The sequence below is a fragment of the Roseomonas sp. HF4 genome (assembly GCF_005222755.1).
Classification (GTDB): Bacteria; Pseudomonadota; Alphaproteobacteria; order Acetobacterales; family Acetobacteraceae; genus Neoroseomonas.
The window spans coordinates 126022-148471 of record NZ_STGD01000012.1 but is presented as its reverse complement, the minus strand read 5'-3'; the positions used below and the strand labels follow the sequence as shown (position 1 = coordinate 148471).

The following is a 22450-nucleotide window of genomic DNA, read 5'->3' as shown; positions in this document are numbered from 1 at the left end:
GCATGCTCCCGCTTCGCATCGCTGCCATCACCGCGACCAGCGCCATGGGCGTCGGGCTCCGGGCGACGCGCGCCGCGCTGCTCGACCGTCGCACGGGCCTGACGCCCTGCGACCTGCCGGCGATGCCGGGCGGCATCTGGATCGGCCGGGTGCGCGAGGCCGAGGCGATCGATCCGCCCGCGCCGCTCGGCGCCTTCGGCTGCCGCAACACGCGCCTCGCGGAACTCGCGCTGCGGCAGGACGGCTTCATGACGGCGGTCGAAGCGGCTGCCGCGCGGCACGGCGCGGCGCGCGTCGCGGTCGTGCTCGGCACCTCCACCTCCGGCATCGAGGAAACCGAGCGCGCCTGGGCGCGGCGCGGGCCGGACGGTGCGCTCACGGGCTACGACTTCGCGTGCACGCACGACCTGCACGCGCTGCCGCGCTACGTGCGCGCGCGGCTCGGGCTGAAGGGGCCCTGCGTGTCGATCTCGACCGCCTGCACCTCGGGCGCGCGCGCCTTCCTCGATGCGGCGATGCTGATCGCGGTGGGGCTTGCGGACGCCGCGGTGGTAGGCGGCGCGGACACGCTCTGCCGCCTGACGCTGAATGGCTTCGGCTCGCTGGAACTGCTCGCGAAGGGCCCGACGCGCCCCTGCGCCGAGGACCGCGACGGCATCAGCATCGGCGAAGCGGCGGCCTTCGCGCTGCTGGAACGCACGGGGCCGGGCGATGCCGGGGCAATCGGGCTGCTCGGCGCGGGTGCGTCGTCGGACGGGCACCACATGTCCTCCCCGCATCCGGACGGGCTCGGCGCGGTGGCGGCGATGCGCGCGGCGCTGGACAGCGCCGGGCTCGCGCCGGCGGCGATCGACTACGTCAACATGCACGGCACCGGCACGCGCGCGAACGACGCCATGGAGGACCGCGCCATCGCGCATGTCTTCGGCGATGGCGTGCCCTGTTCGTCCACCAAGGGCTGGACCGGCCACACGCTCGGCGCCTCCGGCGCGCTGGAGGCGGCGATCGCGGCGATCTGCGTCGAGGACGGGCTGGTGCCGGGCTGCCTCGGCCTCGCGCGGCCGGACCCGGCCTTCGGCGCGCGCATCGCGGTCGCGAACCAGGCGGCGCCGGTTGCGCGCGTGCTGTCCAATTCCTTCGGCTTCGGTGGCAGCAACTGCGCGCTGGTGATCGGGCGGCTGCCGTGACGCTCGCCGCCGGAATCCTGGGGATCGGCCTGCTCGGCCCCGGCCTGCCGGGCTGGTCGGCGGCGGCGGCGGTGCTCGCCGGCCGCGTCGCGCACGAGCCGGTACCATTGACGCCCCCTGCGCCGAGCCTGCTGCCGGCGACCGAGCGGCGGCGCACGGGCCCCTCGGTGCGCCTCGCCCTGGCCGTGGCGGCCGAGGCGGTTCAGGACAGCGGCCTGCCGCCGGAGGAACTCGACACGGTCTTCGCCAGTTCGAACGGCGAGGGCCTGGTCATCACCTCCATTCTCGAGGCGCTGCACACGCCGGACGGCGCGATCTCGCCGACGCAGTTCCACAATTCGGTGCACAACGCGGCGGCGGGGTACTGGGGTATCGCCGTCGGCTCGTCGCGGCCTTCGGTCAGCCTCGGCGGACATGACGGCGTGTTCGCCACGGGGCTGCTGCATGCTGCGGCGCAGGCGGCGGCACTCGGCCGGCCCATCCTGTTCGTGGCGCATGACGTGCCGATGCCGCCGCCGCTGGATGCGCTGCGGCCGACCTCGGAGATGTTCGCGGTGGCGATGGTGCTGGCACCCGCGGGCGGCGGGCGCGGTCGGTTCACGCTGGCTCCGGAGGACGGCGCCGCGCCGCCGCCGGCGCTGCCCGCCACGCTGGCGGCGTTGCACGATGCCAATCCGGTCGCGCGGGCGCTGCCGCTGCTCGCGGCGTTGGCGGTCGGCAGCCGCGCGGAGGTGCGGCTGCCGATGCTGGAGGACGCGTGCCTGCGCGTGACCGTGGCGCCATGACGCTGCCCGCGACGCGGGAGGCGATCGCGCGCCTCATCCCGCACCAGGGGGCGATGTGCCTGCTCGAGCGCGTGGTGGCCTGCGACGCCGGGCGCATCGCCTGCGAGACCGGGACGCATCACGACGCGGCCAACCCGCTGCGGCGGGATGGCGCGTTGCCGGCCGTCTCGGGCCTCGAGTACGGGCTGCAGGCGATGGCGCTGCACGGCGCCATCACGGCCGGGGCGCCGCAGGGCGAGGGTTTCGTCGCGGCCCTGTCCGGCGTCACCCTGGCCGTTGAGCGGCTCGACGACATCCCGGGTGCGCTCGCGGTCGAGGCAACGGCGCTGGCGCGGGAGAGCCGCGGCTTCATCTACGGCTTCGAGGTGCGCGGCGGCGGGCGGGTGGTGCTGGCCGGGCGCGCGACGGTGGTGCTGGCATGATCGCACAGGACAAGCGGCGGGGGAGGGTGAACCTCCCCCGCACCCCCTCCCTTTCTTGGTTTCCTGGCACCCGTCCCCGGCGTCAGGTGCCAAATGCCAAAGAAGGTTGGGGGGGCATGGGGGGGAAGTTCCCTTCCCCCCCATTCGTCCCGCGGTGATGCGCGCCCTCGTCACCGGCGGGACGAGCCCGCTCGGCCAGGCGATATGCCGGGCGCTCGCGCGCGACGGCTTCCGCGTGGTCGTCCATGCCCATGCCAACGCCGGGCGCGCCGCCGCGCTGGCAACCGAGATCGACGGCGGGAGCCTCGCCTTCGACATCACCGACCACGACGCCGCCCGCGTGGCCTGCGAGGCGCTGCTCGAGGCCGGTCCCATCCAGGTGCTGGTCCACAATGCCGGTGCGCATGAGGACGTGCCGATGGCCGCCATGACCGAGGCGCAGTGGCGCCGCGTCATGGCGGTCTCGCTCGACGGGTTCTTCCATGTGGCGCGGCCGCTGCTGCTGCCGATGATGGGCACGCGGCACGGGCGGATCGTGGCGATGTCCTCGGTCTCGGCCATCATGGGCAACCGCGGCCAGGCGAACTACGCGGCGGCCAAGGCGGGGCTGATCGGGGCGGTGCGGGCGCTCTCGCTGGAATGCGCGCCGCGCGGCGTGACGGTCAACGCGGTCGCGCCCGGGCTGATCGAGAGCCCGGCCATCGCCGCCGCCGTGCCGCCCGAGACGGTGCGGCAAATGGTGCCCGCGCGGCGGCTCGGCCGGCCCGAGGAAGTGGCGGACCTGGTCGCCTTCCTCTGTTCGGACCGCGCCGGCTACATCACGGGGCAGACCGTCTCGATCAACGGCGGGATGGCGTAGGGCGGCGTCCTGCCCGCCGGGCCGGTGCCGGTCAGGCGAAGAATGGCCTAGCCGCCCTGCAGGATGGCGCGTTCCAGTCCCTGCACGCGGCCATTGTAGGCCTGGTGGATGCGGGTGCCGTCGTAGTCGAGGTTGACGCTGTTCACATAGCGGATGGTGAAGGTGCGGACGTCGAAGGCGATGTCCACCGTCATCTGGTGGCTGCGCCAGGTGTTGGTGGCGCGCAGCAGCCCCGGGCGCATGGACTGCACCGACCAGCCGCCCTGGGACGCCGCGGCGCGACGGATGAGCGCCTCGCGCTCGGCAAGGCTGCCGCGGCCCTGGAACTGGCCATTCGTGCTCTGGTAGAGCGGCTCCGCGCGGCAGGCGCCGAGGCCGAGGCCCGCCCCCACGGCGACCAGGACCGGCATGCTGCGGCGCAGCGCGTCACGTCGGTGGATCATCCCGTCCCTCCTGTCCCAGGCGCCGTCGGCCAGCCAGGCTGCGGCGCAGCCCGGCCGGGTCCATCCCGCGCGCGAGCAACTTGCCCGCGACCATCATCACGATGCCCGCGATATCCGCAACGGGTCTGAAGTGGCTCGGTCGGCGCAGCGTGCCCGCGTACAGGGCCGGGATATCGGCCGCGACGGTCGTGATGCCGGCGCGCGCGGCGTCGATCAGGATCTCGCTCTCGAAGGAGAAGCGCCGCGCGCGGCCTTCGTAGTCGTCGAGCGCGGCGAGCGCGGCCATCGGGTAGATGCGGAAGCCGGACTGGCTGTCCGCCACCGCATGGCCCGCGGCCCAGGAGACCCAGAAATCCGCCACCCGGTTGGCGCGGCGCCGGGCCGCAGGCTGGCCGGGTGCCCCGCGGCGCGACCCGATGACGATGCGGTCCGGTCGCGCCAGCGTGACGAGGCGCGGCAGGTCCTCCGGCCGGTGCTGGCCGTCGCCGTCCAGTGTCGCCACGTAGGCCGCGCCCCGCGCCAGCGCCGCGCGCATGCCGTGGCGCAGCGCCGCGCCCTTGCCCTGGTTCGCGGGCAGGGCCAGCACTTCGGCCCCCGCCGCGGCGGCCGCCGCCGCCGTGCCGTCGGTCGAGCCGTCATCCACCACGAGCAGCGGCGCGCCGGGCAGGACGCGGCGGATGCGCTCGACCACCGCGGCGATCGTCGCGCCTTCCTGGAAGGCGGGCACGACCACCGCGACTCCGTGCGGGTCGGCCGCAGGAGGGGGGGCGGGCACCGACATCGCGATGGTTGCTTCGGTCACGGCCTTCCGGATGGTATCGTTCCGGCTTGTAGCGACGAAACCGGACCGGACCTAGTGGACATGCCGTTCGATCACGCTGCCGAGCCCCTGCCCGAGACCGCCTGCGACGTGCTCGTGATCGGCGGCGGGCCGGCTGGCTCCACTGCCGCGACGCTGCTGGCGGAAAAGGGCCGCCGCGTCGTGCTGCTCGAGAAGGACCGCCACCCGCGCTTCCATATCGGGGAGAGCCTGCTGCCGCTCAACCTCCGCATCTTCGAGCGCCTCGGCGTACGGGAGGAGGTCGCGGCGCTTGGCGTGTTCAAGCCGGGCGCCCGCTTCGTGTCGGACGAGCACGGGGGGCACACCGCCTTCTCCTTCGCCGCCGGGCTGAACCAAGCCTACACCCATTCGTACCAGGTGCCCCGCGCCGGGTTCGACGCGCTGCTGTTCGACCGCGCGCGCCGCGCCGGCGCCGATGCCCGGGACGGGATGCGCGTGCTGGATGTGGCGCTCGACGCCCGCGCCGGGCACCGCGTCGTGGCGCGGGAGGATGGCGGCGCGCCGCACGCCTTCCGCGCGCGCTACGTGATCGACGCCTCGGGCCGCGACACCTTCCTGGCCGGCGCCATGGGCAGCAAGGCGCGCAACCCGCACAACAACACCGCCGCGATCTACGGCCATTTCCGCGGCGTGCTTCCCTTCGCGGACGAACCCGACGGCAACATCACCGTCCACCTGTTCGACGAAGGCTGGATCTGGATGATCCCGCTGCCGGACGGCGTGACCAGCATAGGCCTCGTCTCCAATGCCGGCTTCTTCAAGCGGCGCCAGGGCAGCGTGGATGCGTTCCTCCACGCCGCGCTGGCCGCCGTGCCCTCGGTGGCGCGCCGGATGGAGCACGCGGTGCCGCTCGGCGCGGCCACCTTCACGGGCAACTACTCCTACGCCTCCTCGGTCATGCACGGGGACGGATGGCTGATGGCGGGCGACGCCTATGCCTTCCTCGACCCGGTCTTCTCGTCGGGCGTACTGCTCGCGATGACGAGCGCGGAGATGGGCGCGGACGTCGCCGATGCCTGGCTCGACGACCCGGCGGGCGCGGCGCCGCTGGCGCGCGCCTTCGAACGCAAGGTGAAGGGCGCGATCGATGCGCTGTCCTGGCTGATCTACCGCATCAACCGGCCCGTGCTGCGCGACATGTTCATGGCGCCCAACAATACCTTCCGCATGCGCGACGGGCTGGTCAGCCTGCTCGCCGGCGACGTCCACGCCAGGCTCAACCGCCAGCCGCCCGTGCTCGCCTTCAAGGCGGCCTACTACATGCTGAGCCTGGCGCACCGCTGCGGCTATCGCCTGCGGGCGGAGGGGCTGGTCAGGGTCCGCCCCCCCGTGCCGGAGCGCGTCACGGCACCGGCTGCTGGCTGATCGCGCGCTCGAGGTTCTCGATCCAGCTGTTGTAGTTCTTGTGGATGCTGGTCCCGTCGTAGTCGAGGTTCACGCTGTCCACGTAGCGGATCGAGAAGCCCTGCTCGTCGTAGGCGATCTCGGTCACCGCGACATGGCTGCGCAGGTTGAGCGTGGCGCGCATGAGGCCGGGACGCATCGGGTCCATCTGCCAGCCGAGGCCGCCGCCGGCCCGGCGGATCTGCTCGGTCCTCTGCGCGAGAGTGCCGGAGTTCATGAAGTTGCGCCGCTCGACGTTGTAGATAGGGCGCGTGCAGGCGCCGAGGCCAAGCGCCACGAGTGCGAGCGGCGCCGCGCCGAGAAGCGATCGTCTGTTCATCGAGGTCTCTCTCCCTCACGCCGCGGGCGGCGGCTCGCGCCCCGCATGCCGCCTTCGCGGATCGCCGGGCAGCAAAGCATCTAGCCGCACGCGCACCGGCGCATCTTGCGGAAGGTCAACCGATCCGCGCGAGCCAGGGACGGCGGCGAAGGATGCGCGCAAGGAACCTTCCGGTCAGGTACCAGTGCACCAGGAACCCCTCGAGGACGAGGCGCGGCAGGTCCGGCCGCAGCGCGTCCTCGGCCGCGACGGGGTCCGGCGAGAGGCCGAGGCCGCGCGCCATCAGCAGCGCGCGGTGCAGGTGCAGGCGGCTCGTCACGAGCGCCTCCGGGCCCGGCGGATGGCCGATGCCGCGGTGGTTGGCCAGGTTCTCGAGCGTGTGGCGGGAGCGCGTCTCGGCCTCGATCCGTGCAGGGTCGATGCCGCGCGCGGCGAGCCAGGCGCGGCCGATCTCGGCCTCCACCGGCGCGCCCGGCCGCGCGGCACCGCCCAGCAGGACGATCCGTGCGGCCGGGAAACCGCCGGCGAGCGCCTTCGCCCGCGCCAGCCGCGCGACGAAGGCGGCCGAGGGCGCCCGGCCGTCCAGCCTGTGCCCCAGCACCAGGATGCGCGCCGGCGGGCGCGCCGGCAGCGTCGCCGCGCCCGCCGCCATCCGCCGCACCGCCACCGCGGCCACGAGCGGCGCGAGGCCGAGCGACAACGCCGCCGCGAACAGCGCCGCCACCAGGGTGATCGCGCCGTCATGGCCGAGGAAGGGCGGGAGCCGCCCCGTCACGCCACGAGCCAGGCGCGCGCCGCGGCCTCGGCGCCGGAGGGCAGCGGCGCGCCGGGGTCCAGCGCCCAGGCGGCGACGTCGCGCGCCACCACCTCCCCCTGCCGGTCGCGCAGCAGCATGTGCCAGCCCTGTTCGTAATACCCGGCGCGCTGCCGCGCGGGGTCGGGCAAGGATGCCAGCAGCGCGCGCGTCGGCCGGGGCGGCACCAGCCGGTCCTGCCCGCCATAGAGCAGCAGTGCCGGCGCGCGGAAGCGCGGCGCCGCCGCCACCGCCGCGTCCATCAGGTCCACCAGCCCGGCCAGCGCATCGATGCGCGTGTTGCGGATCAGCAGCGGGTCGCGCGACCAGCGCCGCCACGCCACGATATTGTCGGTCGGCTGGAAGCCCGGTCCGGTGTTCTCGAAGCCCATCATCGGCACCACCGCCACCAGCGCGTCGAGCATGTTGCGCGCGAGCCAGCCGAGGGCCGCGCGCCCGACCACCGCCGGCGCCAGCAGCACGTAGCCATCCGCCGGCGGCGGGCCGGCCGAGGCGCCGGCCACCAGCAGCACGGCACCGCCCATGCTTTCCCCCATCATGACCAGCGGCAGGCCGGGGTGGCGCGCGCGCACCAGGCGCGCGGCCTCGGCCGCGTCGGCGGCCAGCGTCTCGTGGCCCGCCCAGATGCCGCGGTTCGCCGTCGCGCCGAAGCCGCGCTGGTCGTAGGCGTAAAGGGCAACGCCGTCGCGCGTGAACCAGGGCGCGGCGTCCTCCGCGAAGGCGCGGGCGTGCTCGTTCATGCCGTGCAGGCCGAGCACGACGGCGCGCGGCGGGCTCGGCGGCAGCCAGCCATGAAGCGGCAGGCGCATGCCATCCGCCATCACGAGGGCATCGTCCGTGACGATGGGCGCGGTGACGGGCGGGCCCATCGGCGCACGGGCGGGAGCGCAGGCGGAGAGCGCGAGCGCCGGCAGGAAGAAACGGCGGGGGAGGAGAACCTCCCCCGATCCCCCTCGCACCGGGCGCAGGTCCGGGGGGGTGGGGCGCCTGGTGCCGGACAAGGGTGCGGGCTGGCCCTCCGGTGGACGGCGCGGCGCATCGCTGGCGGCGATGCGCCGCGCAGGGTCGTTTCCATCCCCCCGGCCTTCGACCTGCCTGCAGCGCGCATTCCTGTCCATCATGCGCGAATATGGTACCCGCCCCCGCACTGGCCCGCCACGCCGGCCGCGACTATGCTGCAGCCTGAGGAGCGAAGACTCGATGCGCGACCCCCAGATGACCGGATACGCCCCGAAGCCAGTGGACGGCGTGACGCCGGACCAGCGGATCGAGGCCACGGCCCGCAACATCCCCTGCGACGGGGAGGCGGCGTCCGGCCTCGGCCATCCGCGCATCTGGCTGCACATCGAGGACCGCGAGGTCACTTGCCCCTATTGCTCCATCACCTACGTCCTCGCCGAGGGCGCAGGCGAGGACCATGGACACTGACGACGCGAAGGCCCCGGAGGCCGGCCGGCCACGGGGCAGCGCGATGGCGGAGGCCGCCGCCGCATCGGAAGCCCTGCCCGCGGTGAAGCCCGGCGAGCGCCACCTGATCCTGGTGGACGGCTCCGGCTACATCTTCCGCGCCTTCCATGCCCTGCCGCCGATGACCAACCCGGAAGGCGTGCCGGTCAACGCGGTGTTCGGCTTCACCAACCTGCTGGCGCAGTTCCTCACGCGCCATGCCGGGACGCATATCGCCGTGGTGTTCGACGCCGCGCGCATCAACTTCCGCAACGACATCTACCCCGACTACAAGGCGCACCGCCCCGATCCACCCGAGGACCTCGTCCCGCAATTCGCGCTGATCCGCGATGCGACGGATGCGCTCGGCGTCTGCCATGTCGAGCAGGAAGGCTTCGAGGCGGACGACCTGATCGCCGCCTATGCCAAGGCGTTCGTGGCCGATGGCGGGCATGTCACCATCGTCTCGTCCGACAAGGACCTGATGCAGCTGGTGCGGCCGGGCGTGCAGCTGCTCGACCCGATCAAGCAGAAACCGATCCGTGAGGCGGAGGTGCTGGAGAAGTTCGGCGTGCCGCCCGACAAGGTGGTCGAGGTGCAGGCCCTGGCGGGCGATTCCACCGACAACGTGCCGGGCGTGCCAGGCATCGGCATCAAGACCGCGGCGCAGCTGATCAACGAATACGGCGACCTCGAGACGCTGCTGGCCAATGCGGAGAAGATCAAGCAGCCCAAGCGGCGGGAGGCGCTGATCGAGAACGCCGGGAAGGCGCGCATCTCGAAGCGCCTCGTGCAGCTCGACGAGAACGCGCCGATGCCCTGCCCGATCGAGGACATGCAGGCGAAGCCGCCCGGCGACCACAAGCTCGAAGGCTTCCTGCGCGCCATGGGCTTCCGCTCCATCCTCGCGCGCATGGGCAAGCTGGGGGAGGGCCACGAGCCGCCCCGCCGCGGCGCGCCGCCCGTCGCGCTGAAGCACGCGCCGACCGCGGGGCCCGCGGCGCCGGACCTCTCCGCGCCCTTCGCCGGCTACGACTGCGTCACGACGGAGGACGCGCTGGCGCGCTGGGTCGCCGCGGCGCAGGAGGCCGGCGTCGTCGGCCTGGACACCGAGACCGACAGCCTCGATGCGCGGCGCGCGCGGATGGTCGGCTTTTCCCTCGCCACCGCGCCGGGGCGCGCCTGCTACGTGCCGATCCGCCACGGCCGCGACGGCGACATGCTGTCCGAGCCGGCGCCGGCGCAGATCGCCGCCGAGCGCGCCTTCGCCCTGCTGCGCCCGCTGCTGGAAGACCCCACGGTGCTGAAGGTGTTCCAGCACGCGAAATACGATCTCGAGGTGCTGGCGCGCGATGAGAATGGCGGCTTCGCCACCATCGCCCCGGTCGACGACACCATGATGATCTCCTACGCCATGGCGGCGGGGAAGCACGGGCAGGGGATGGACGAGCTCAGCGTCCTCCATCTCAACCACGCGCCGATCAAGTTCGACGAGGTGACCGGCACCGGCCGCGCGCGCATCCCCTTCGGCCAGGTCGCGCTCGACAAGGCCACCGCCTACGCCGCCGAGGATGCCGACGTGACGCTGCGCCTGTGGCTGCTGCTGCGGCCGCGGCTGCGGGAGGACGGCGCGCTCGCGCTCTACGAACAGGTCGAGCGCCGCATGATCGCCGTCCTGCGCGACATGGAGGCCGCCGGCATCAAGGTGGACGGCGCCGAGCTCGCCCGCATCGGCGAGGATTTCGCCCAGCGCCTGGCGGTGCTGGAGAAGGCGATCCACAAGCTGGCAGGGCGCGAGTTCAACGTCGGCTCGCCCAAGCAGCTGGGCGAGATCCTGTTCGACGAGATGAAGCTCTCCGGTGGGCGCAAGGGCAAGACCGGCGCCTATTCGACCGACGCCGCGGTGCTCGAGGACCTGTCCGCGCAGGGCGTGGAGCTCGCCGCACGCGTGCTCGACTGGCGGCAGCTCGCCAAGCTGAAATCCACCTATGTCGAGGCGCTGGCGGCGCAGATCGACCCCGTGGACCGGCGCGTGCACACCTCCTACGGCATGGCCGGGACCAGCACGGGGCGTCTGTCCTCCAACGACCCGAACCTCCAGAACATCCCGATCCGGACGGAAGAAGGGCTGCGCATCCGCCGCGCCTTCGTGGCCGAGCCAGGGCACGTGCTGCTCGCCGCCGACTATTCGCAGATCGAGCTGCGCCTGCTCGCGCACCTGGCCGAGGTGCCGACGCTGCGCGAGGCCTTCGAGCAGGGCGAGGACATCCACGCGCGCACTGCGGCGGAAATCTTCCACCTGGAGAAGGGCAAGGTGGACAAGGAGGCGCGCCGCCGCGCCAAGACGATCAACTTCGGCATCATCTACGGCATGTCGGCCTTCGGGCTCGCCTCGCGCCTCGGCATCCCGCCGGCCGAGGGGCGCGCCATCATCGACGCCTATTTCGCGCAATACCCCGGCATCCGGCAGGAGATGGAGCGGCTGAAGGAGGAAGCGCGGATGCACGGCTTCGTCCGCACGCCCTTCGGCCGCAAGCTCTGGATCCCCGACATCGCGACCAAGGACCCGGTGCGCCGCGCGGGTGCGGAACGCGCGGCCATCAACGCCCCCTTCCAGGGCGGCGCGGCCGAGATCATCAAGCGCGCCATGGTGCGCCTGCCGCGCGCGCTGGAGCAGGCCGGGCTCAAGGCGCGCATGCTGCTGCAGGTGCACGACGAACTGGTGTTCGAGGTGCCCGAGGCCGAGGTCGAGCCCACCGCCGCGCTCGTGAAGGACATCATGGAATCGGTCGCGACGCTGCGCGTGCCGCTGTCGGTCGAGGTCGGCACCGGCCATTCCTGGGCGGAGGCGCACTGACCATGGCCGCCGGCTGGACCCCCTCGGAGAAGCGCACCCTGGCGCAGGTCTGCGCCGCGCATTTCGTCAGCCACGTCCACTACCTGGTTCTGCCGCCGCTGTTCCCGCTGCTGCGCGAGGAACTGGGCGTGTCCTATGTCGAGCTCGCGCTCGCGCTGACGGTGTTCAACGTCGTCTCCTTCTTCACCCAGGCGCCGATGGGCTTCGTGGTCGACCGGATGGGGCCGCGGCGGATGCTGGCGGCGGCGCTGACGCTGGGCGGCTCGGCCTTCATCCTGCTCGGCCTCACGGGTGGCTACACCTGGCTGCTGGCGGCGGCGGCGCTCGCAGGGCTCGCGAACAGCGTCTACCACCCGGCGGACTACGCCATCCTCGGCGCCTCGATCGGGGAGCAGCGCGTGGGCCGTGCCTTCTCGATCCACACCTTCGCGGGCTTCCTCGGGGGTGCGATCGCGCCGGCCTTCGTGCTCGGCATGGCGGCGGCCTTCGGGATGTCGGCGGCGCTGGTCGCGGCCGGTGCCATCGGGCCGATCGCCGCCATCCCGCTGCTGCTGGCCCGCGCGCCGGAGGCGGTGCCGAAGCCGACCAGCGCCAAGGCGGCCGCGGGCGCCGCGCCTGCGCGCGTGCTCTCCCCAGCCGTGCTGGCGATGACGCTGTTCTTCGTGACGCTCGCGCTGTCGAATGGCGGCATCCAGAATTTCTCGGTCGCCGCCTGGGTCGATGGGCAGGGGCTCAGCCTGACCATGGCGAACGTGGCGCTGACCGCCTTCCTGTTCGCCTCGGCCGGTGGCGTCCTGTTCGGCGGCATCGTCGCCGACCGGACGAAGCACCACGGCCTGGTTGCCGCCTTCGGGTTCGGCTCGGCCGCCGGGCTGGTGCTGCTGGTGGGCAGCGGCGCGGTGGGCGGGCTGCTGCTGGCGCCCGTCATGGCCGCGGCGGGGTTCCTGTCGGGCATGATCATGCCGTCGCGCGACATGCTGGTGCGTGCCGCGGCACCGCCGGGCCAGGCGGGGGCCGTGTTCGGCATCGTCTCGACCGGCTTCAACCTCGGCGGCATGGTGGGGCCCCCGCTGTTCGGCTGGCTGATCGATTCCGGGGAACCGCGGCTGATCTTCTTCGCCGCCGCATCCTTCATGCTGCTGACGGCGGTGATGGCGCTGGCGCAGGAATGGCGGCTCGGGCGGCGGCGGCGGATGGCAGCCGCCTCCCCGGCGGAATAGCGTGGCGCGGGCGCCGGCCCCGTCCCCTCCGCGCGCGGCCATGACTTCGCCGCGCCGACCGTGTACCACCGGTACCCGATGACAAGAGCCGCCGGCCCGGCCCGGATCGTCACGATCATGGTGCTTGCAGCAGCGGTGCTGCTGCCGGCACTGCTCCTGCTTGTCCTGACCCTGCATGACCGAGGCCACCGGCGGGAAGGCGCGTCGCGCGCGGCCGAACTGGCCGCCGCACGCGCGGCCGAGCCGGCGCGCCTCGCCATCCAGGCCGCGCTCGGCGCGCTCGACCGCGCAGAGGACCTGACCGGTCCGTTGTCCTGGGCGCAGCTCCAGGCACGCCGGGGCGCGCTGCAGGGCGAATTCCGCCGCATCGTGCAGGCAACGCCGGGGCTCGTCGCGCTCCTACTGCTGCGGCCCGACGGCCGTGTCGCCCTCGCCGCGCCGGCCGAGCCCGGGGGCGGGGAGGACCTCGCCGGCCTCGGCGCCCTCAGGGCCCTGCGGGAGGGGGCGCATGAGGCCGCCTTCGACGCCGTCCCGGCCGATGTGGTCGGTCCCTCAGCGGCCTTGCTGGTGCTGCGCGGCCGAACCGCGGCCGGCCGGCCGGTCGAGGGCGCGCTGGTCGCGGCACTGGACCCGGCGGCGATGCTCGCCACGCCGCGCGGTCATGCGCTGGACGGCGCGCGCATCGCCCTGCTGCGCCAGGACGGGGCCGTGCTGCTGCACGCCGGCGAGGGGGAGAGCGTCGCCCCGACGCTGCCGGCGGACGGCCCGCTCATGGCCGCGCTGCCCGGCGCGGCGGGCGGGACGCTGGTTGCCGACCCGTTCCGCCGGGGCGCGCCGCAGATCGTGGCCTGGCAGCGGCTCGGCGCGCATCCGGTCCATCTTGTCGTCGCCGCGCCGATGTCGCTGGCCGATGCCGGATGGCTGCCCGGCATGCTGCTCAACCTCGGCCTCACGCTGCCGATCGGCGTCGGCATCCTGGTGGTCGCGCTGCGCGTGTGGCGGTCCGACCGCCGCGACGCCGAGACGCTCATGCGGCTCGAGGCCAATGCGGCGGAACTCCGTGCCGAGATCGCGCGCCGTGAGGCCGCCGAGGAAAGCCTGCGCAACGCGCAGCGGCTCGAAGGCCTCGGCCGCCTGACCGGCGGCGTCGCGCACGACTTCAACAACCTTCTGACCGCCATTCTCGGCACCGCCCGCTCTCTCGAGAGGCATCTCGGACCGCAGGCCGATGACCGGACCAAGCGGCTGCTGGCCGCCGCGGTGGCCGCGGTCGACCGCGGCGCCCGTCTGAACGCGAGCCTGCTCGCCTTCGCGCGGCGCCAGCCGCTGACGCTCGCCAACCTCGACGCCAATGCGCTGCTGCGGGACTTCCTGCCCCTGCTGCGCCGCGCACTCGACGAGACGATGAAGGTCGAGCTCGCGCTCGACGAGAAGCTGCCGACCTGCCGGGCGGATGCGGTGCAGCTCGAGGCGGCGCTGCTCAACCTTGCCGTCAATGCGCGCGACGCGATGCCGCGCGGCGGCGTGCTGCGCATCGCCACGCGCCGCGCCTGGCTGCAGGAACAGGCGCTGGCCGGCAACCCGGAGGCGCAGCCCGGCCCCTATGTCGCGGTCGAGATGCGCGACACCGGGGAAGGCATGTCGCCCACCGTGCGCGAACGCGCCTTCGAGCCTTTCTTCACCACCAAGGCGCGCGGCCAGGGCACCGGTCTCGGCCTGTCGCAGGTGTTCGGCTTCGTGCGCCAGATCGGCGGGCATGTCGCGATCCAGTCGGCCGAGAAGCGCGGCACCACGGTCACGCTCTACCTGCCGCTCGGCTCGGCGGTCGAGCCGCCGGTCTCGGGCACGCTGCCGCCGGCGCCCGCCGCTTCGCCGCACGCGGGCGTCGGCTGCACCGTGCTGGTGGTCGAGGACGAGCCCGCCGTGCGCGCGGTCGCGGTCGACATGCTCCAGGATGCCGGCTACGCCGTGTTGGCCGCGCCGGACGGGCCGACCGCGCTGGCACTGCTGCGCGAAGGGGCACAGGCCGACATCCTGTTCAGCGACGTGGTGATGCCGGGCGGCATGACCGGGTTCGACCTGGCGCGGGAGGCACGGCGGCTCCGGCCCTCGATCGGCGTGCTGCTCGCCTCGGGCTATGCGGCCGAGGCGCTCGCGCAGCATGGCGGCGCGGAGGAGTTCGAGCTGATCGGCAAGCCCTATGATTCGGAGGGCGTGCTGACGCGGCTGGCCGCGCAGCGGTCACGGCCGCCGCGGCCGGCCTCCGCGGCCTAGCGCGACCCGAGACCCGTCAGCCCGCGTCGATCGCATGCGCGGCGAGGTCGTCGGCGCCGACAACCTGCAGCGCGGCCTCGTGTGTCGCCTCCAGCAGCACCGGCGGCGCGACGCCGGCCCTGCGCGCCTCCTCCCACCGCGCGGCGCAGAGGCACCAGCGGTCGCCCGGCTGCAGCCCCGCGAAGCCGTATTCCGGCCGTGGCGTCGATAGGTCGTTGCCGGCAGCCCTGCTGAACGCCAGGAATTCGGCCGTCACCTCGGCGCAGACCACGTGCAGCCCGCCATCGCCGGGCCCGGTGTTGCAGCAGCCGTCGCGGAAGAAGCCGGTCAGCGGTGCCACCGAGCAGGGCAGCAGCGTGCCGCCGAGCACGTTGCGCGCCTGGCCGCGGCCGCCGCGACGGTCGAACACGTCATCCATGCCTGGGATGTAGGGCGATGGAAGCGCGGCGGTAAGGCCCGGCCAGCACCGTCATGCGCGGCGCACGAATGCCATGCCCGTCGGCCGAAGATCCGCCCTGCGGCCCGCAGGGCCGAGGCGTCGAATGGCGCCCGCCGCCCGGTACCGGGCGTCATTCCTCCTCCTGCCAGAAGTCGTAGAAGTTGAACCAGTTGTAGGGGTGCGCGCGGCAGACCGCGGCGACGCGGTCGGTGTAGCGCAGCAGCGCCTCGTGCAGCGCCGCCTGCCGCGTGGCGCGCGGCAGATCGATCCGCGCGGCGAAGGGCTCGAAGCGCAGCAGGTAGCGCCGCGGCCCGAGCCAGAGGCCGAAGCCCAGCACCACCGGCGCCTTCAGCAGCGCGGCGACGGCGATGGGGCCGACCGGGAAGGGCGCCTCGGCACCGAGGAAGGGCACCGTCATCATCCGGTCGCCGCGCGGCGCGCGGTCGGCCAGCAGGCCGATGACGCCGCCGCGCTCGATCACCTCGCTCGCGGCCAGCATCGCCTCGGGCCGGCCGAGCGGGATGATCGCGGCGGCGCGCCCCGGATCCAGGCTGTCGAACAGCGCATCGGCCGCGCCGGCGTTGTCGGTGTGCATCAGCATCCGAACCTCGACCGGCGCGCCCGCGCCGCCCACCGCCCGCAGCGCCTCGAAGGACCCCATGTGTGCGCCGAGCAGCACCACCCCCTGCCCGCGTTCGGCCGCGGCGCGCAGCAGGTCGAGCCCCTCGATCGCGACCTCGTAGCCCGCGCTCCGCCCCGTCAGCAGGAACACGCGGTCGAGCATGGTGGACGCGAAGCAGAAATAGAGCCGCCAGAGGTCGCGGCGCCCGGCCTTCCGCCCGAGCGCCCGCGCCAGGTAGCGCCGCGCCGCGCGCTTCTGCGCCGCGGGGGAGGTCGCGAGGTAGAACAGCGTGATGGGATGCAGCAGCGCCTGCGCGACCGGCCAGCCGAGCCCGAGGGCGATGCGCGCCATCAGCCGCAGCGGCCCCCCGGCGCCGCGCGGGCGCGTGGCCGCCCAGCCGGCCGTCACGGCGCGAAGACCATCTCGCCCGCGGCGACCACCTCCGCGCCGACGCGGCAGACGAAGCCGATCCGCCCCGGCGCGCGGGGCTCGATCTCGACGGCGACCTCCTGCCCCGGCGACACGGGGGCGGCGAATTTCACGCGCGACACGGCGCTGAGGGGGCCGAGCGCCAGCGCGCCGCGCGCCGCCCGCGCCACTTCGTCGAGCAGCACCACGCCCGGCACGACCGGGCGGCCGGGGAAATGGCCGGGAATCGCCGGATGCCCGGCTGGAACGACGAAGGCGAAGCGGGTCATGCGGCGGGGCGGACCGGTAGAAGACAAGGCTGCCGCAATAGAGCAGATCGCGCGACCCGGGAAACCGCGCGCCCCCGCATTCCTGCCGGCGCGTCGCCCTGCTACACGGGGCCCGTGACCCCGACACGCTTCTTCCTGGTCCGCCACGCGCTGGTGGAACCCTCCGCCCGGGCCGTGCTCTACGGGTCGATGGACGTGGCCCTCTGCGACCTCGCGCTGCGGCAGGAGGCGGCCGCCTATCGCTGGCTCGCGCAGCGGCTGCCGCAGCCGGCGCGCTGGTTCGTCACCAACCTCTCGCGCACGCGCTTCACCGCCGCGGCGATCTTCGCCGCGGGCTATCCCGCAGCCGCGCTGGAACCCGAGCCAGACCTGGCCGAGCAACACCTGGGCGACTGGCAGGGCATCCCGCACGAGGCGCTGCCGGCGCTGCTGACGCGGCCCGCGCACCCCTTCTGGCCGCATGGCGGGGAGGAGCATCCACCGGGCGGCGAGAGCTTCCGCCAGGTGCAGGCGCGCGTCGCGGCGGTCCTGGAACGCATGGCGACGCTGCTGGAAGGCCAGGACGTGGTGATCGTGGCGCATGGCGGGTCGATCCGCGCGGCGCTGGCCCATGCGATGGGGCTGGCGCCGGACCAGGCGCTGGTCTTCTCGATCAAGAACCTTTCCCTCACGCGCATCGAGAAGCACGGGCCGGACTGGCGCGTCGCCGCGGTGAACGAGGAGCCCTGGACGCCGCCGCCGGCCGAAGGCTGAACCCCGCACCGGGGCGGCCTCACGATTTCGCCATGGCGAAACCTTTGTCTTGCCTTGCCCGGCAGGCTAGAATAGCGCTCCGACAAAGGCTTGGGAGATCCGCTTCATGCGCCGTATCGGGATTTCCGCCCTGTTTGCCCTGGCCGTCGCCCTTGCGCCGCAGCAGGCCCGTGCACAGGCCGAGGAACAGAACCTCGTGGACCGCGCCACGCTGTCGCTGCGCGAGGTGCTCGACCTCGGGGACATGAGCGACGACGCGCGGTCCCTGCTGCGGGACGCGCGCGCCGTCATGGTCTGCCCGCGCATCTTCCGCGCCGGCTTCGTCATCGGCGGCCAGGGGGGCGACTGCGTGCTCTCGGCGCGCGACGGCGGCGGGTCATGGTCCTCGCCCGCCTTCATGACCATGGGTGGCGGCTCGATCGGCTTCCAGGCCGGCGTGCAGGACGCGCAGGTGGTCATGCTGATCATGAACGACCGCGCGCTGAACGCGGTGCTCGACAGCCAGTTCAAGTTCGGCGCCGATGCGGGCGTGGCACTCGGCACGCTCGGCCGCGGCATCTCGGGGTCCACCACGGCGGCGGTGGGCGCCGACATCGTGACCATCGCGCGCGCGCGGGGGCTGTTCGCGGGCGTCTCGCTCGACGGCAGCCTGCTCTCGGTGCGCAGCCAGAGCATGCGCGCCTATTTCGGCCGCGACGTCTCGCCGCGCCAGGTCGTGGTCGGGATGGAAGCCCACAATCCGGGATCGGACCCGCTGCGCGCGGCGCTGATGCAGGCCTCGGGCCCCGCCACCGCGGCGCGGCCGGCGCAGCAGGGCTCGGCCCCGCCGGCCGGCCCGGCCGCGCCGCAGGCGGTCATCACGCCGGGGCCGGGGCCGACCACGGGCGCCGTCGGGCGCGAGAGCCTGCCCGCGCCGCCGCGGAATTGACGCCCGGCGAAGCCGCCCCGCATCATCCGCCCCGCGCAACGCGAGGGAACGGAACGCCATGGTGGGCTGCACGCCGGGTCGCATGAGCGCCGGGCCCCGCTGAGATGGCCGGGCCGCTCGCAGGCGTGACGGTGCTGGCCGTCGAGCAGTACGGCGCCGGGCCCTTCGGCTCGATGCTGCTCGCCGACCTCGGCGCCGAGATCGTGAAGATCGAGAACCCGCGCGACGGCGGCGATGTCGGCCGCCATGTCGGGCCGCATTTCTTCGCGCCCGGCGATTCCCATTTCTTCCACGCCTTCAACCGCAACAAGCGCAGCGTCGCGCTGGACCTCAAGCACCCGGACGGGCTCGCCACCTTCCGCGAACTGGCGCGCGGCGCGGATGCGGTGCTCGACAACCTGCGCGGCGACCAGGCGGAGCGGCTCGGCGTGACCTACAATGCGCTGGCCGACGTGAACCCGGCGATCGTCTGCGCGCATCTGTCGGCCTATGGGCGGGAAGGATCGCGCCGCGCCTGGCCGGGCTACGACTACCTGATGCAGGCGGAGGCCGGCTACCTCGCGGTGACCGGGGAGCCGGACGGGCCGCCGACGCGCTTCGGCCTGTCAGTGGTGGACATGATGACCGGGCTGATGGCGGCCTTCGCGCTGGTCTCGGGCGTGCTGGGCGCGCGCGCGACCGGGCGTGGCGCCGACATGGACGTGAGCCTGTTCGACACGGCGCTGCACAACCTCACCTACCTGGCCGCCTGGCGCGAGAATGCCGGCGTCGTCCAGGGGCGGGAGCGGCGCGGCGCGCATCCCTCGCTTGGGCCGACGCAGCTCTACCGCACGCGGGACGGCTGGATCTTCATCATGTGCAACAAGGAGAAGTTCTGGCCGCTGCTGGCCGAGCGCATCGGCCGCCCGGGCTGGGCGACCGACCCGCGCTTCGCGGATTTCGCGGCGCGGCTCGCGAACCGCGACGAACTGACGACCCTGATGGACGAGGCCTTCTCGGCCCGCGACACGGCGGAATGGCTGACGATGCTGCAGGGCGTGGTGCCGGCGGCACCCGTGCTCGACGTGGGCGAGGCGCTGGACAACCCCTTCGTGGCGGAACGCGGGGCGGTCGCGGATTTCGCGCGGCGCGAGGGCGGCGAGCCCGTTCGCATGCTGCGCGGCCCGGTGCGGGTGGACGGCGCCCTGCCGCCGGCCGTCGCGGCGCCCGCGATGGGCGAGGCGACGGAGGAGATGCTGCGGCGGGCGGGGCTCGACGAGGCGCGGATCGCGGCGCTGCGGGCGGCGGGAGCCATCAAGTGAGGTCGGGGGAGGTGAACCTCCCCAGATCCCCCTCCCTTCTTTGGCACCTGGCGCCCGGCCTCCCAGACCCGGCGCCAGGTGCCGAGGAAGTGCGGGGAGTTTCCGTCTCGCGCTCCTGCGTCGATTGTCGGTGGCCGGACCCCTGTCGGCCAAGATGGTTCGGAGGGCGTCGCGTTCAGGCCACCAGCCCGAGGACCCACATCGCCCCCACGCCGGCGCCGATCGCCGCGGCCAGGTTGCGCGTCGCCGCCTGCACCGCCACCACAAGCGCCGCCGCGACGAAGCCCTTCGCCCCCTGCATGGCGAGCGCCGGCGCCACATAGGCCATGAAGATCGGCCCGGGCAGGTGCTGCAGCGTCACCTCCACGTAGCGCGGTGGGCGCAGCGCGCGGAACAGCGCATAGCCCGCCGCGCGGCAGAGGTAGGTCGCGAGCGCCATGCCGAGGATGGCGAGCAGCACGTCGAGGCGAAGCGTCATGCCCGCCGCAACTCCAGCCAGGCGCCGAGCGCGGCGCCGGACAGCGCGCCCGCCAGCAGCGGCCAGGGCGCGCCGAGCCCCGCGCCCCACGCGGCCAGCGCGACGGCGGCGGCCAGCGTCCAGGGCAGCAGGTCCCGCCGCACCCCCTGCCAGACCGGCACCAGGATGGCGCAGAAGGTCGCGATGGCCGCGAAGAAGACCGGGTGTCCCGGCGGCAGCCTGACCGCCGAGCCGAACACGTGGCCGATACCCACCGCCAGCATCCAGAAGCACCAGAGCGCCAGCCCGACGCCCAGCAGGTAGCCAGCGTCGCGCCCGCCGCGCCGCATCTCGGCCGCCGACATGGCGTAGGAATGGTCGACCAGCGTCGCGAGCGTCCCCCAGAGCCGGATGCCGCGCAGCCGGTCGAACCAAGGCGCCAGCGCGGCACCCATCGGCGCCATTCGGATGTTCACGACGAAGGCCGCGAGCGTCGCCGCTGCGATCGGCGCCGGCTCGGTCCAGAGCTCCAGCGCCAGCAACTGCGACGATCCGGCGAAGACCAGGCCCGACATCACCCAGGTCTCGAGCAGCGACAGCCCCTTGGCGTCGGAGATCACGCCGACCACCAGGCCGAAGGGGAAGGTGCCGATCACGAGCGGCGCGGCGGCGCGCGCGCCCCGCAGCACGCCGGCGCGCGTGAAGGCGATGCCGGTGCCGCTCATGGGCGCCGCGCCGCGAGCAGACGGTCCTCGGCCTCGGCCGGCGGCATCGCCAGCGCCCGGCGCGCGAGGCCCTGCGGGAAGCCGCCGCGAGCCAGCGCGGCCAGCGCCTTGCGGCGCGCATCCGCGTCCTCGGGCGCACGGGCGAAGGGGCCGATGCGACGACGGCGGCAATAGGCGAGGGCGGCGGACAGTTCCGCGTCCTCGCCGTCCGGCAGGGCGGCGGCGGTGACCTCGGCGGCGACACCCTTGGCCGAGAGGTGCGCCGAGATCGCGCGCCGCGACCGCCCGGCGCGTGCGAGGCGGCGCGCGCGGCTCTCGGCGAAGGCGGCGTCGTCGACCGCGCCGGCCTCGACCATGGCGGCGGCGACCTCGGCGGCGAGCGCGCGGGCGCGGGCGGCGGCGGCGGCGGTCGCCTCGCGCGGCTGGCCCTCGGCCTCGGCGGCGCGGGCCCAGCGGTCGACGCGGCGCTGCAGGACGTGGCAGAGCCCGGCCTCGGTCGCGGCGAAGCGGGCGAGGTGGGCGAGCGCGGCTTCGCGCAGCCGTGCCGCGCTCGGCGCCGGCCCGGCCGGGCGCGGCGCCCTGCGGCGTGGGGTGTCGGTCGGTTGCACGGCGCCGTTGTCGCACGGGCGGCGAAGCCACCCAACACCGCAGCGTCACGAAGCCGCCCGATGGGCAGCATGGCGGAACCGTCAGGCCTCGCGGGCGAAGCGCCGGCCGGCGAAACGGTCGCGCCCCACCGCGCGCGTGGCGTAGCGTCCTCACCATGCGACGGATCGCGGCGCTCGGCCTGGCCTTCATCGCGGCGGCGGCACTCGCCGGCGACGCCGCGGCGCAGGGCACGTCGCGGCGCGAACCGCCGCCGCAGGGCGCCTTCGCCTGCGGCACCAAGCGATACTGCACGCAGATGACGAGCTGCGCCGAGGCGATGTTCCACTTCCAGGTCTGCGGATTGCGGCGTCTCGACGGCGACAGCGACGGCGTGCCCTGCGAGCGGCTCTGCGGCCAGGGCCGCTCGACACGGCGACGCTGAGCGCCTATCGCCGCGCGACGCCCACGGAGGACCGACGATGCCCCAGCCCGCCCACCCCGCCGCGATCAACGGCCTGACCCTTGCGCAGTCCGAGCGGATCGTGGATGCCGCGCTTGCCAAGGGCCGCGCCCTCGGCCTGCTGCCGCTCTGCGTCGTGGTGCTCGACGCCGGCGGGCAGCTGAAGGCGGCGAAGCGCGAGGACGGCGCCTCGATCCTCCGGCCCGAGATCGCGACCGGCAAGGCCTTCGGCGCGCTGGCGATGGGCTTCGGCACGCGCGAACTGGCGCGCCGCGCGCAGGCGGTGCCCGGCTTCACCAACGCGCTGTCCGACCTGACGGGCGGGCGCGCCGTGCCGGTGCCGGGCGGCGTGCTGGTGCGCGATGCGAACAACGTCCTGCTCGGCGCCGTCGGGATCAGCGGCGACGCCTCCCCGAAGGACGAGGAATGCTGCATCGCGGGAATCGAGGCGGCGGGGCTCGTCGTGGATACCGGCGACCCGGCCTGACGCCCGGCCCGCACCCGCGGTCTTTCGCGGGACTGCGCCTTCGGTCTAGGTTGTCTGCTTCCTTTCGCGCCAGCGCCGCGATTGTCGCGTGCGCCCGTGCCGAAGGCTGCGGAGACCGTGT

The 22450-nt window shown here is 74.0% G+C and carries 25 protein-coding genes; 14 read left to right on the top strand and 11 right to left on the bottom strand.

Annotation, left to right across the window (positions count from 1 at the left end):
- Positions 1–2 precede the first annotated feature (2 nt).
- The 4 genes from E8M80_RS18265 to fabG all read left to right on the top strand — a co-directional run bounded on the left by E8M80_RS18265 (position 3) and on the right by fabG (position 3253).
- Entirely contained in the window at positions 3–1187 is a 1185-nt protein-coding gene (locus tag E8M80_RS18265) for a beta-ketoacyl-ACP synthase (protein WP_137127146.1), read from the top strand.
- The gene (locus E8M80_RS18260) at positions 1184–1972 is read left to right on the top strand and encodes a beta-ketoacyl synthase chain length factor (protein ID WP_137127145.1); all 789 of its coding nucleotides are present in this window, start codon (positions 1184–1186) and stop codon (positions 1970–1972) included. Before E8M80_RS18265 ends, E8M80_RS18260 begins: the two co-directional genes overlap by 4 nt.
- A complete protein-coding gene (locus E8M80_RS18255) occupies positions 1969–2394 on the top strand; it encodes a hydroxymyristoyl-ACP dehydratase (RefSeq protein WP_137127144.1) in 426 nt (141 codons plus the stop codon). Before E8M80_RS18260 ends, E8M80_RS18255 begins: the two co-directional genes overlap by 4 nt.
- A gap of 157 nt (positions 2395–2551) precedes the next feature.
- A complete protein-coding gene (gene fabG, locus E8M80_RS18250) occupies positions 2552–3253 on the top strand; it encodes a 3-oxoacyl-ACP reductase FabG (protein ID WP_137127143.1) in 702 nt (233 codons plus the stop codon).
- A gap of 47 nt (positions 3254–3300) precedes the next feature.
- Here fabG and E8M80_RS18245 read toward each other — a convergent pair whose 3' ends face one another.
- A complete protein-coding gene (locus tag E8M80_RS18245) occupies positions 3301–3696 on the bottom strand; it encodes a hypothetical protein (protein ID WP_137127142.1) in 396 nt (131 codons plus the stop codon).
- Complete coding sequence (locus E8M80_RS18240; RefSeq protein ID WP_206035660.1) at positions 3680–4498, bottom strand: glycosyltransferase family 2 protein; 819 nt, start codon at positions 4496–4498, stop codon at positions 3680–3682. The genes E8M80_RS18245 and E8M80_RS18240 overlap by 17 nt, the downstream gene beginning before the upstream one ends.
- 60 nt (positions 4499–4558) lie before the next feature.
- Here E8M80_RS18240 and E8M80_RS18235 point away from each other — a divergent pair, with 60 nt between their 5' ends.
- Positions 4559–5902: an NAD(P)/FAD-dependent oxidoreductase gene (locus tag E8M80_RS18235; protein WP_137127141.1), complete on the top strand. Its 1344-nt coding sequence runs from the start codon at positions 4559–4561 to the stop codon at positions 5900–5902.
- Here the strand turns inward: E8M80_RS18235 and E8M80_RS18230 are convergent.
- From E8M80_RS18230 to E8M80_RS18220, 3 genes are all read right to left on the bottom strand, one after another.
- Positions 5880–6260 carry a hypothetical protein gene (locus E8M80_RS18230; protein ID WP_137127140.1) on the bottom strand — a complete coding sequence of 127 codons (381 nt, stop codon included), beginning with the start codon at positions 6258–6260 and terminating at the stop codon, positions 5880–5882. The two genes, E8M80_RS18235 and E8M80_RS18230, sit on opposite strands and share 23 nt — an antisense overlap.
- Before the next feature lie 115 nt (positions 6261–6375).
- A complete protein-coding gene (locus E8M80_RS18225; protein ID WP_137127139.1) occupies positions 6376–7035 on the bottom strand; it encodes a YdcF family protein in 660 nt (219 codons plus the stop codon).
- Entirely contained in the window at positions 7032–7943 is a 912-nt protein-coding gene (locus tag E8M80_RS18220) for an alpha/beta fold hydrolase (RefSeq protein ID WP_137127138.1), read from the bottom strand. Before E8M80_RS18220 ends, E8M80_RS18225 begins: the two co-directional genes overlap by 4 nt.
- Positions 7944–8274: 331 nt before the next feature.
- On the opposite strand from E8M80_RS18220, the gene E8M80_RS18215 reads away from it, so the two are divergent.
- The 4 genes from E8M80_RS18215 to E8M80_RS18200 all read left to right on the top strand — a co-directional run bounded on the left by E8M80_RS18215 (position 8275) and on the right by E8M80_RS18200 (position 14871).
- Positions 8275–8502, top strand: coding sequence for a zinc-finger domain-containing protein (locus E8M80_RS18215; RefSeq protein WP_137127137.1), 228 nt, complete (start codon positions 8275–8277; stop codon positions 8500–8502).
- A gap of 43 nt (positions 8503–8545) precedes the next feature.
- Positions 8546–11377, top strand: coding sequence for a DNA polymerase I (polA, locus tag E8M80_RS18210; protein ID WP_137127193.1), 2832 nt, complete (start codon positions 8546–8548; stop codon positions 11375–11377).
- A 2-nt stretch (positions 11378–11379) separates the two neighbouring features.
- Positions 11380–12597, top strand: coding sequence for an MFS transporter (locus E8M80_RS18205; protein WP_137127136.1), 1218 nt, complete (start codon positions 11380–11382; stop codon positions 12595–12597).
- Between the two features lie 78 nt (positions 12598–12675).
- Positions 12676–14871: an ATP-binding protein gene (locus E8M80_RS18200; RefSeq protein WP_137127135.1), complete on the top strand. Its 2196-nt coding sequence runs from the start codon at positions 12676–12678 to the stop codon at positions 14869–14871.
- Positions 14872–14887: 16 nt separating this feature from the next.
- Here the strand turns inward: E8M80_RS18200 and E8M80_RS18195 are convergent, their stop codons facing one another.
- From E8M80_RS18195 to E8M80_RS18185, 3 genes are all read right to left on the bottom strand, one after another.
- On the bottom strand, positions 14888–15289 hold the full coding sequence (locus E8M80_RS18195; protein WP_137127134.1) for a DUF2237 family protein: 402 nt from the start codon (positions 15287–15289) through the stop codon (positions 14888–14890).
- 151 nt (positions 15290–15440) lie between these two features.
- Positions 15441–16340 (bottom strand): lipid A biosynthesis acyltransferase, encoded by a 900-nt coding sequence (locus tag E8M80_RS18190; protein WP_137127133.1) that lies wholly within the window; start codon positions 16338–16340, stop codon positions 15441–15443.
- Positions 16337–16630 (bottom strand): ACP dehydratase, encoded by a 294-nt coding sequence (locus E8M80_RS18185; RefSeq protein WP_137127132.1) that lies wholly within the window; start codon positions 16628–16630, stop codon positions 16337–16339. Before E8M80_RS18185 ends, E8M80_RS18190 begins: the two co-directional genes overlap by 4 nt.
- Positions 16631–16744: 114 nt before the next feature.
- Between E8M80_RS18185 and E8M80_RS18180 the strand changes: the two genes are divergently transcribed.
- The 3 genes from E8M80_RS18180 (at position 16745) to E8M80_RS18170 (ending at position 19612) form a co-directional block, all read left to right on the top strand.
- Positions 16745–17383, top strand: a complete 639-nt coding sequence (locus E8M80_RS18180; protein ID WP_240790115.1) for a histidine phosphatase family protein — start codon at positions 16745–16747, stop codon at positions 17381–17383.
- 106 nt (positions 17384–17489) lie between these two features.
- A complete protein-coding gene (locus E8M80_RS18175; protein ID WP_137127130.1) occupies positions 17490–18311 on the top strand; it encodes a lipid-binding SYLF domain-containing protein in 822 nt (273 codons plus the stop codon).
- A gap of 104 nt (positions 18312–18415) precedes the next feature.
- Entirely contained in the window at positions 18416–19612 is a 1197-nt protein-coding gene (locus tag E8M80_RS18170) for a CaiB/BaiF CoA-transferase family protein (protein ID WP_137127129.1), read from the top strand.
- Between the two features lie 175 nt (positions 19613–19787).
- On the opposite strand, the gene E8M80_RS18165 is transcribed toward E8M80_RS18170, so the two are convergent.
- From E8M80_RS18165 to E8M80_RS18155, 3 genes are read right to left on the bottom strand one after another with little or no spacing between them, the layout of a single operon-like run.
- Positions 19788–20090 carry an AzlD family protein gene (locus E8M80_RS18165; RefSeq protein WP_137127128.1) on the bottom strand — a complete coding sequence of 101 codons (303 nt, stop codon included), beginning with the start codon at positions 20088–20090 and terminating at the stop codon, positions 19788–19790.
- Positions 20087–20794, bottom strand: a complete 708-nt coding sequence (locus E8M80_RS18160) for an AzlC family ABC transporter permease (protein ID WP_240790114.1) — start codon at positions 20792–20794, stop codon at positions 20087–20089. Before E8M80_RS18160 ends, E8M80_RS18165 begins: the two co-directional genes overlap by 4 nt.
- Positions 20791–21402: a RecX family transcriptional regulator gene (locus E8M80_RS18155; RefSeq protein ID WP_137127127.1), complete on the bottom strand. Its 612-nt coding sequence runs from the start codon at positions 21400–21402 to the stop codon at positions 20791–20793. The genes E8M80_RS18160 and E8M80_RS18155 overlap by 4 nt, the downstream gene beginning before the upstream one ends.
- Positions 21403–21557: 155 nt before the next feature.
- Between E8M80_RS18155 and E8M80_RS18150 the strand changes: the two genes are divergently transcribed.
- Both E8M80_RS18150 and E8M80_RS18145 read left to right on the top strand, forming a co-directional pair.
- Entirely contained in the window at positions 21558–21824 is a 267-nt protein-coding gene (locus E8M80_RS18150) for an excalibur calcium-binding domain-containing protein (RefSeq protein WP_137127126.1), read from the top strand.
- 37 nt (positions 21825–21861) lie between these two features.
- Positions 21862–22329, top strand: a complete 468-nt coding sequence (locus E8M80_RS18145; RefSeq protein ID WP_137127125.1) for a heme-binding protein — start codon at positions 21862–21864, stop codon at positions 22327–22329.
- Positions 22330–22450: the final 121 nt, after the last annotated feature.

Bases quoted from the DNA above. Each gene is read 5' to 3' on its own strand.
- E8M80_RS18175 (WP_137127130.1), top strand. From the start codon at position 17,490: ATGCGCCGTATCGGGATTTCCGCCCTGTTTGCCCTGGCCGTCGCCCTT.
- E8M80_RS18245 (WP_137127142.1), bottom strand. From the start codon at position 3,696: ATGATCCACCGACGTGACGCGCTGCGCCGCAGCATGCCGGTCCTGGTC.
- E8M80_RS18160 (WP_240790114.1), bottom strand. From the start codon at position 20,794: ATGAGCGGCACCGGCATCGCCTTCACGCGCGCCGGCGTGCTGCGGGGC.
- E8M80_RS18265 (WP_137127146.1), top strand. From the start codon at position 3: ATGCTCCCGCTTCGCATCGCTGCCATCACCGCGACCAGCGCCATGGGC.
- E8M80_RS18150 (WP_137127126.1), top strand. From the start codon at position 21,558: ATGCGACGGATCGCGGCGCTCGGCCTGGCCTTCATCGCGGCGGCGGCA.
- E8M80_RS18195 (WP_137127134.1), bottom strand. From the start codon at position 15,289: ATGGATGACGTGTTCGACCGTCGCGGCGGCCGCGGCCAGGCGCGCAAC.
- E8M80_RS18165 (WP_137127128.1), bottom strand. From the start codon at position 20,090: ATGACGCTTCGCCTCGACGTGCTGCTCGCCATCCTCGGCATGGCGCTC.
- polA (WP_137127193.1), top strand. From the start codon at position 8,546: ATGGCGGAGGCCGCCGCCGCATCGGAAGCCCTGCCCGCGGTGAAGCCC.
- E8M80_RS18185 (WP_137127132.1), bottom strand. From the start codon at position 16,630: ATGACCCGCTTCGCCTTCGTCGTTCCAGCCGGGCATCCGGCGATTCCC.
- E8M80_RS18145 (WP_137127125.1), top strand. From the start codon at position 21,862: ATGCCCCAGCCCGCCCACCCCGCCGCGATCAACGGCCTGACCCTTGCG.
- E8M80_RS18215 (WP_137127137.1), top strand. From the start codon at position 8,275: ATGCGCGACCCCCAGATGACCGGATACGCCCCGAAGCCAGTGGACGGC.
- E8M80_RS18200 (WP_137127135.1), top strand. From the start codon at position 12,676: ATGACAAGAGCCGCCGGCCCGGCCCGGATCGTCACGATCATGGTGCTT.
- E8M80_RS18170 (WP_137127129.1), top strand. From the start codon at position 18,416: ATGGCCGGGCCGCTCGCAGGCGTGACGGTGCTGGCCGTCGAGCAGTAC.
- E8M80_RS18230 (WP_137127140.1), bottom strand. From the start codon at position 6,260: ATGAACAGACGATCGCTTCTCGGCGCGGCGCCGCTCGCACTCGTGGCG.
- E8M80_RS18255 (WP_137127144.1), top strand. From the start codon at position 1,969: ATGACGCTGCCCGCGACGCGGGAGGCGATCGCGCGCCTCATCCCGCAC.
- E8M80_RS18205 (WP_137127136.1), top strand. From the start codon at position 11,380: ATGGCCGCCGGCTGGACCCCCTCGGAGAAGCGCACCCTGGCGCAGGTC.
- E8M80_RS18235 (WP_137127141.1), top strand. From the start codon at position 4,559: ATGCCGTTCGATCACGCTGCCGAGCCCCTGCCCGAGACCGCCTGCGAC.
- fabG (WP_137127143.1), top strand. From the start codon at position 2,552: ATGCGCGCCCTCGTCACCGGCGGGACGAGCCCGCTCGGCCAGGCGATA.
- E8M80_RS18220 (WP_137127138.1), bottom strand. From the start codon at position 7,943: ATGGGCCCGCCCGTCACCGCGCCCATCGTCACGGACGATGCCCTCGTG.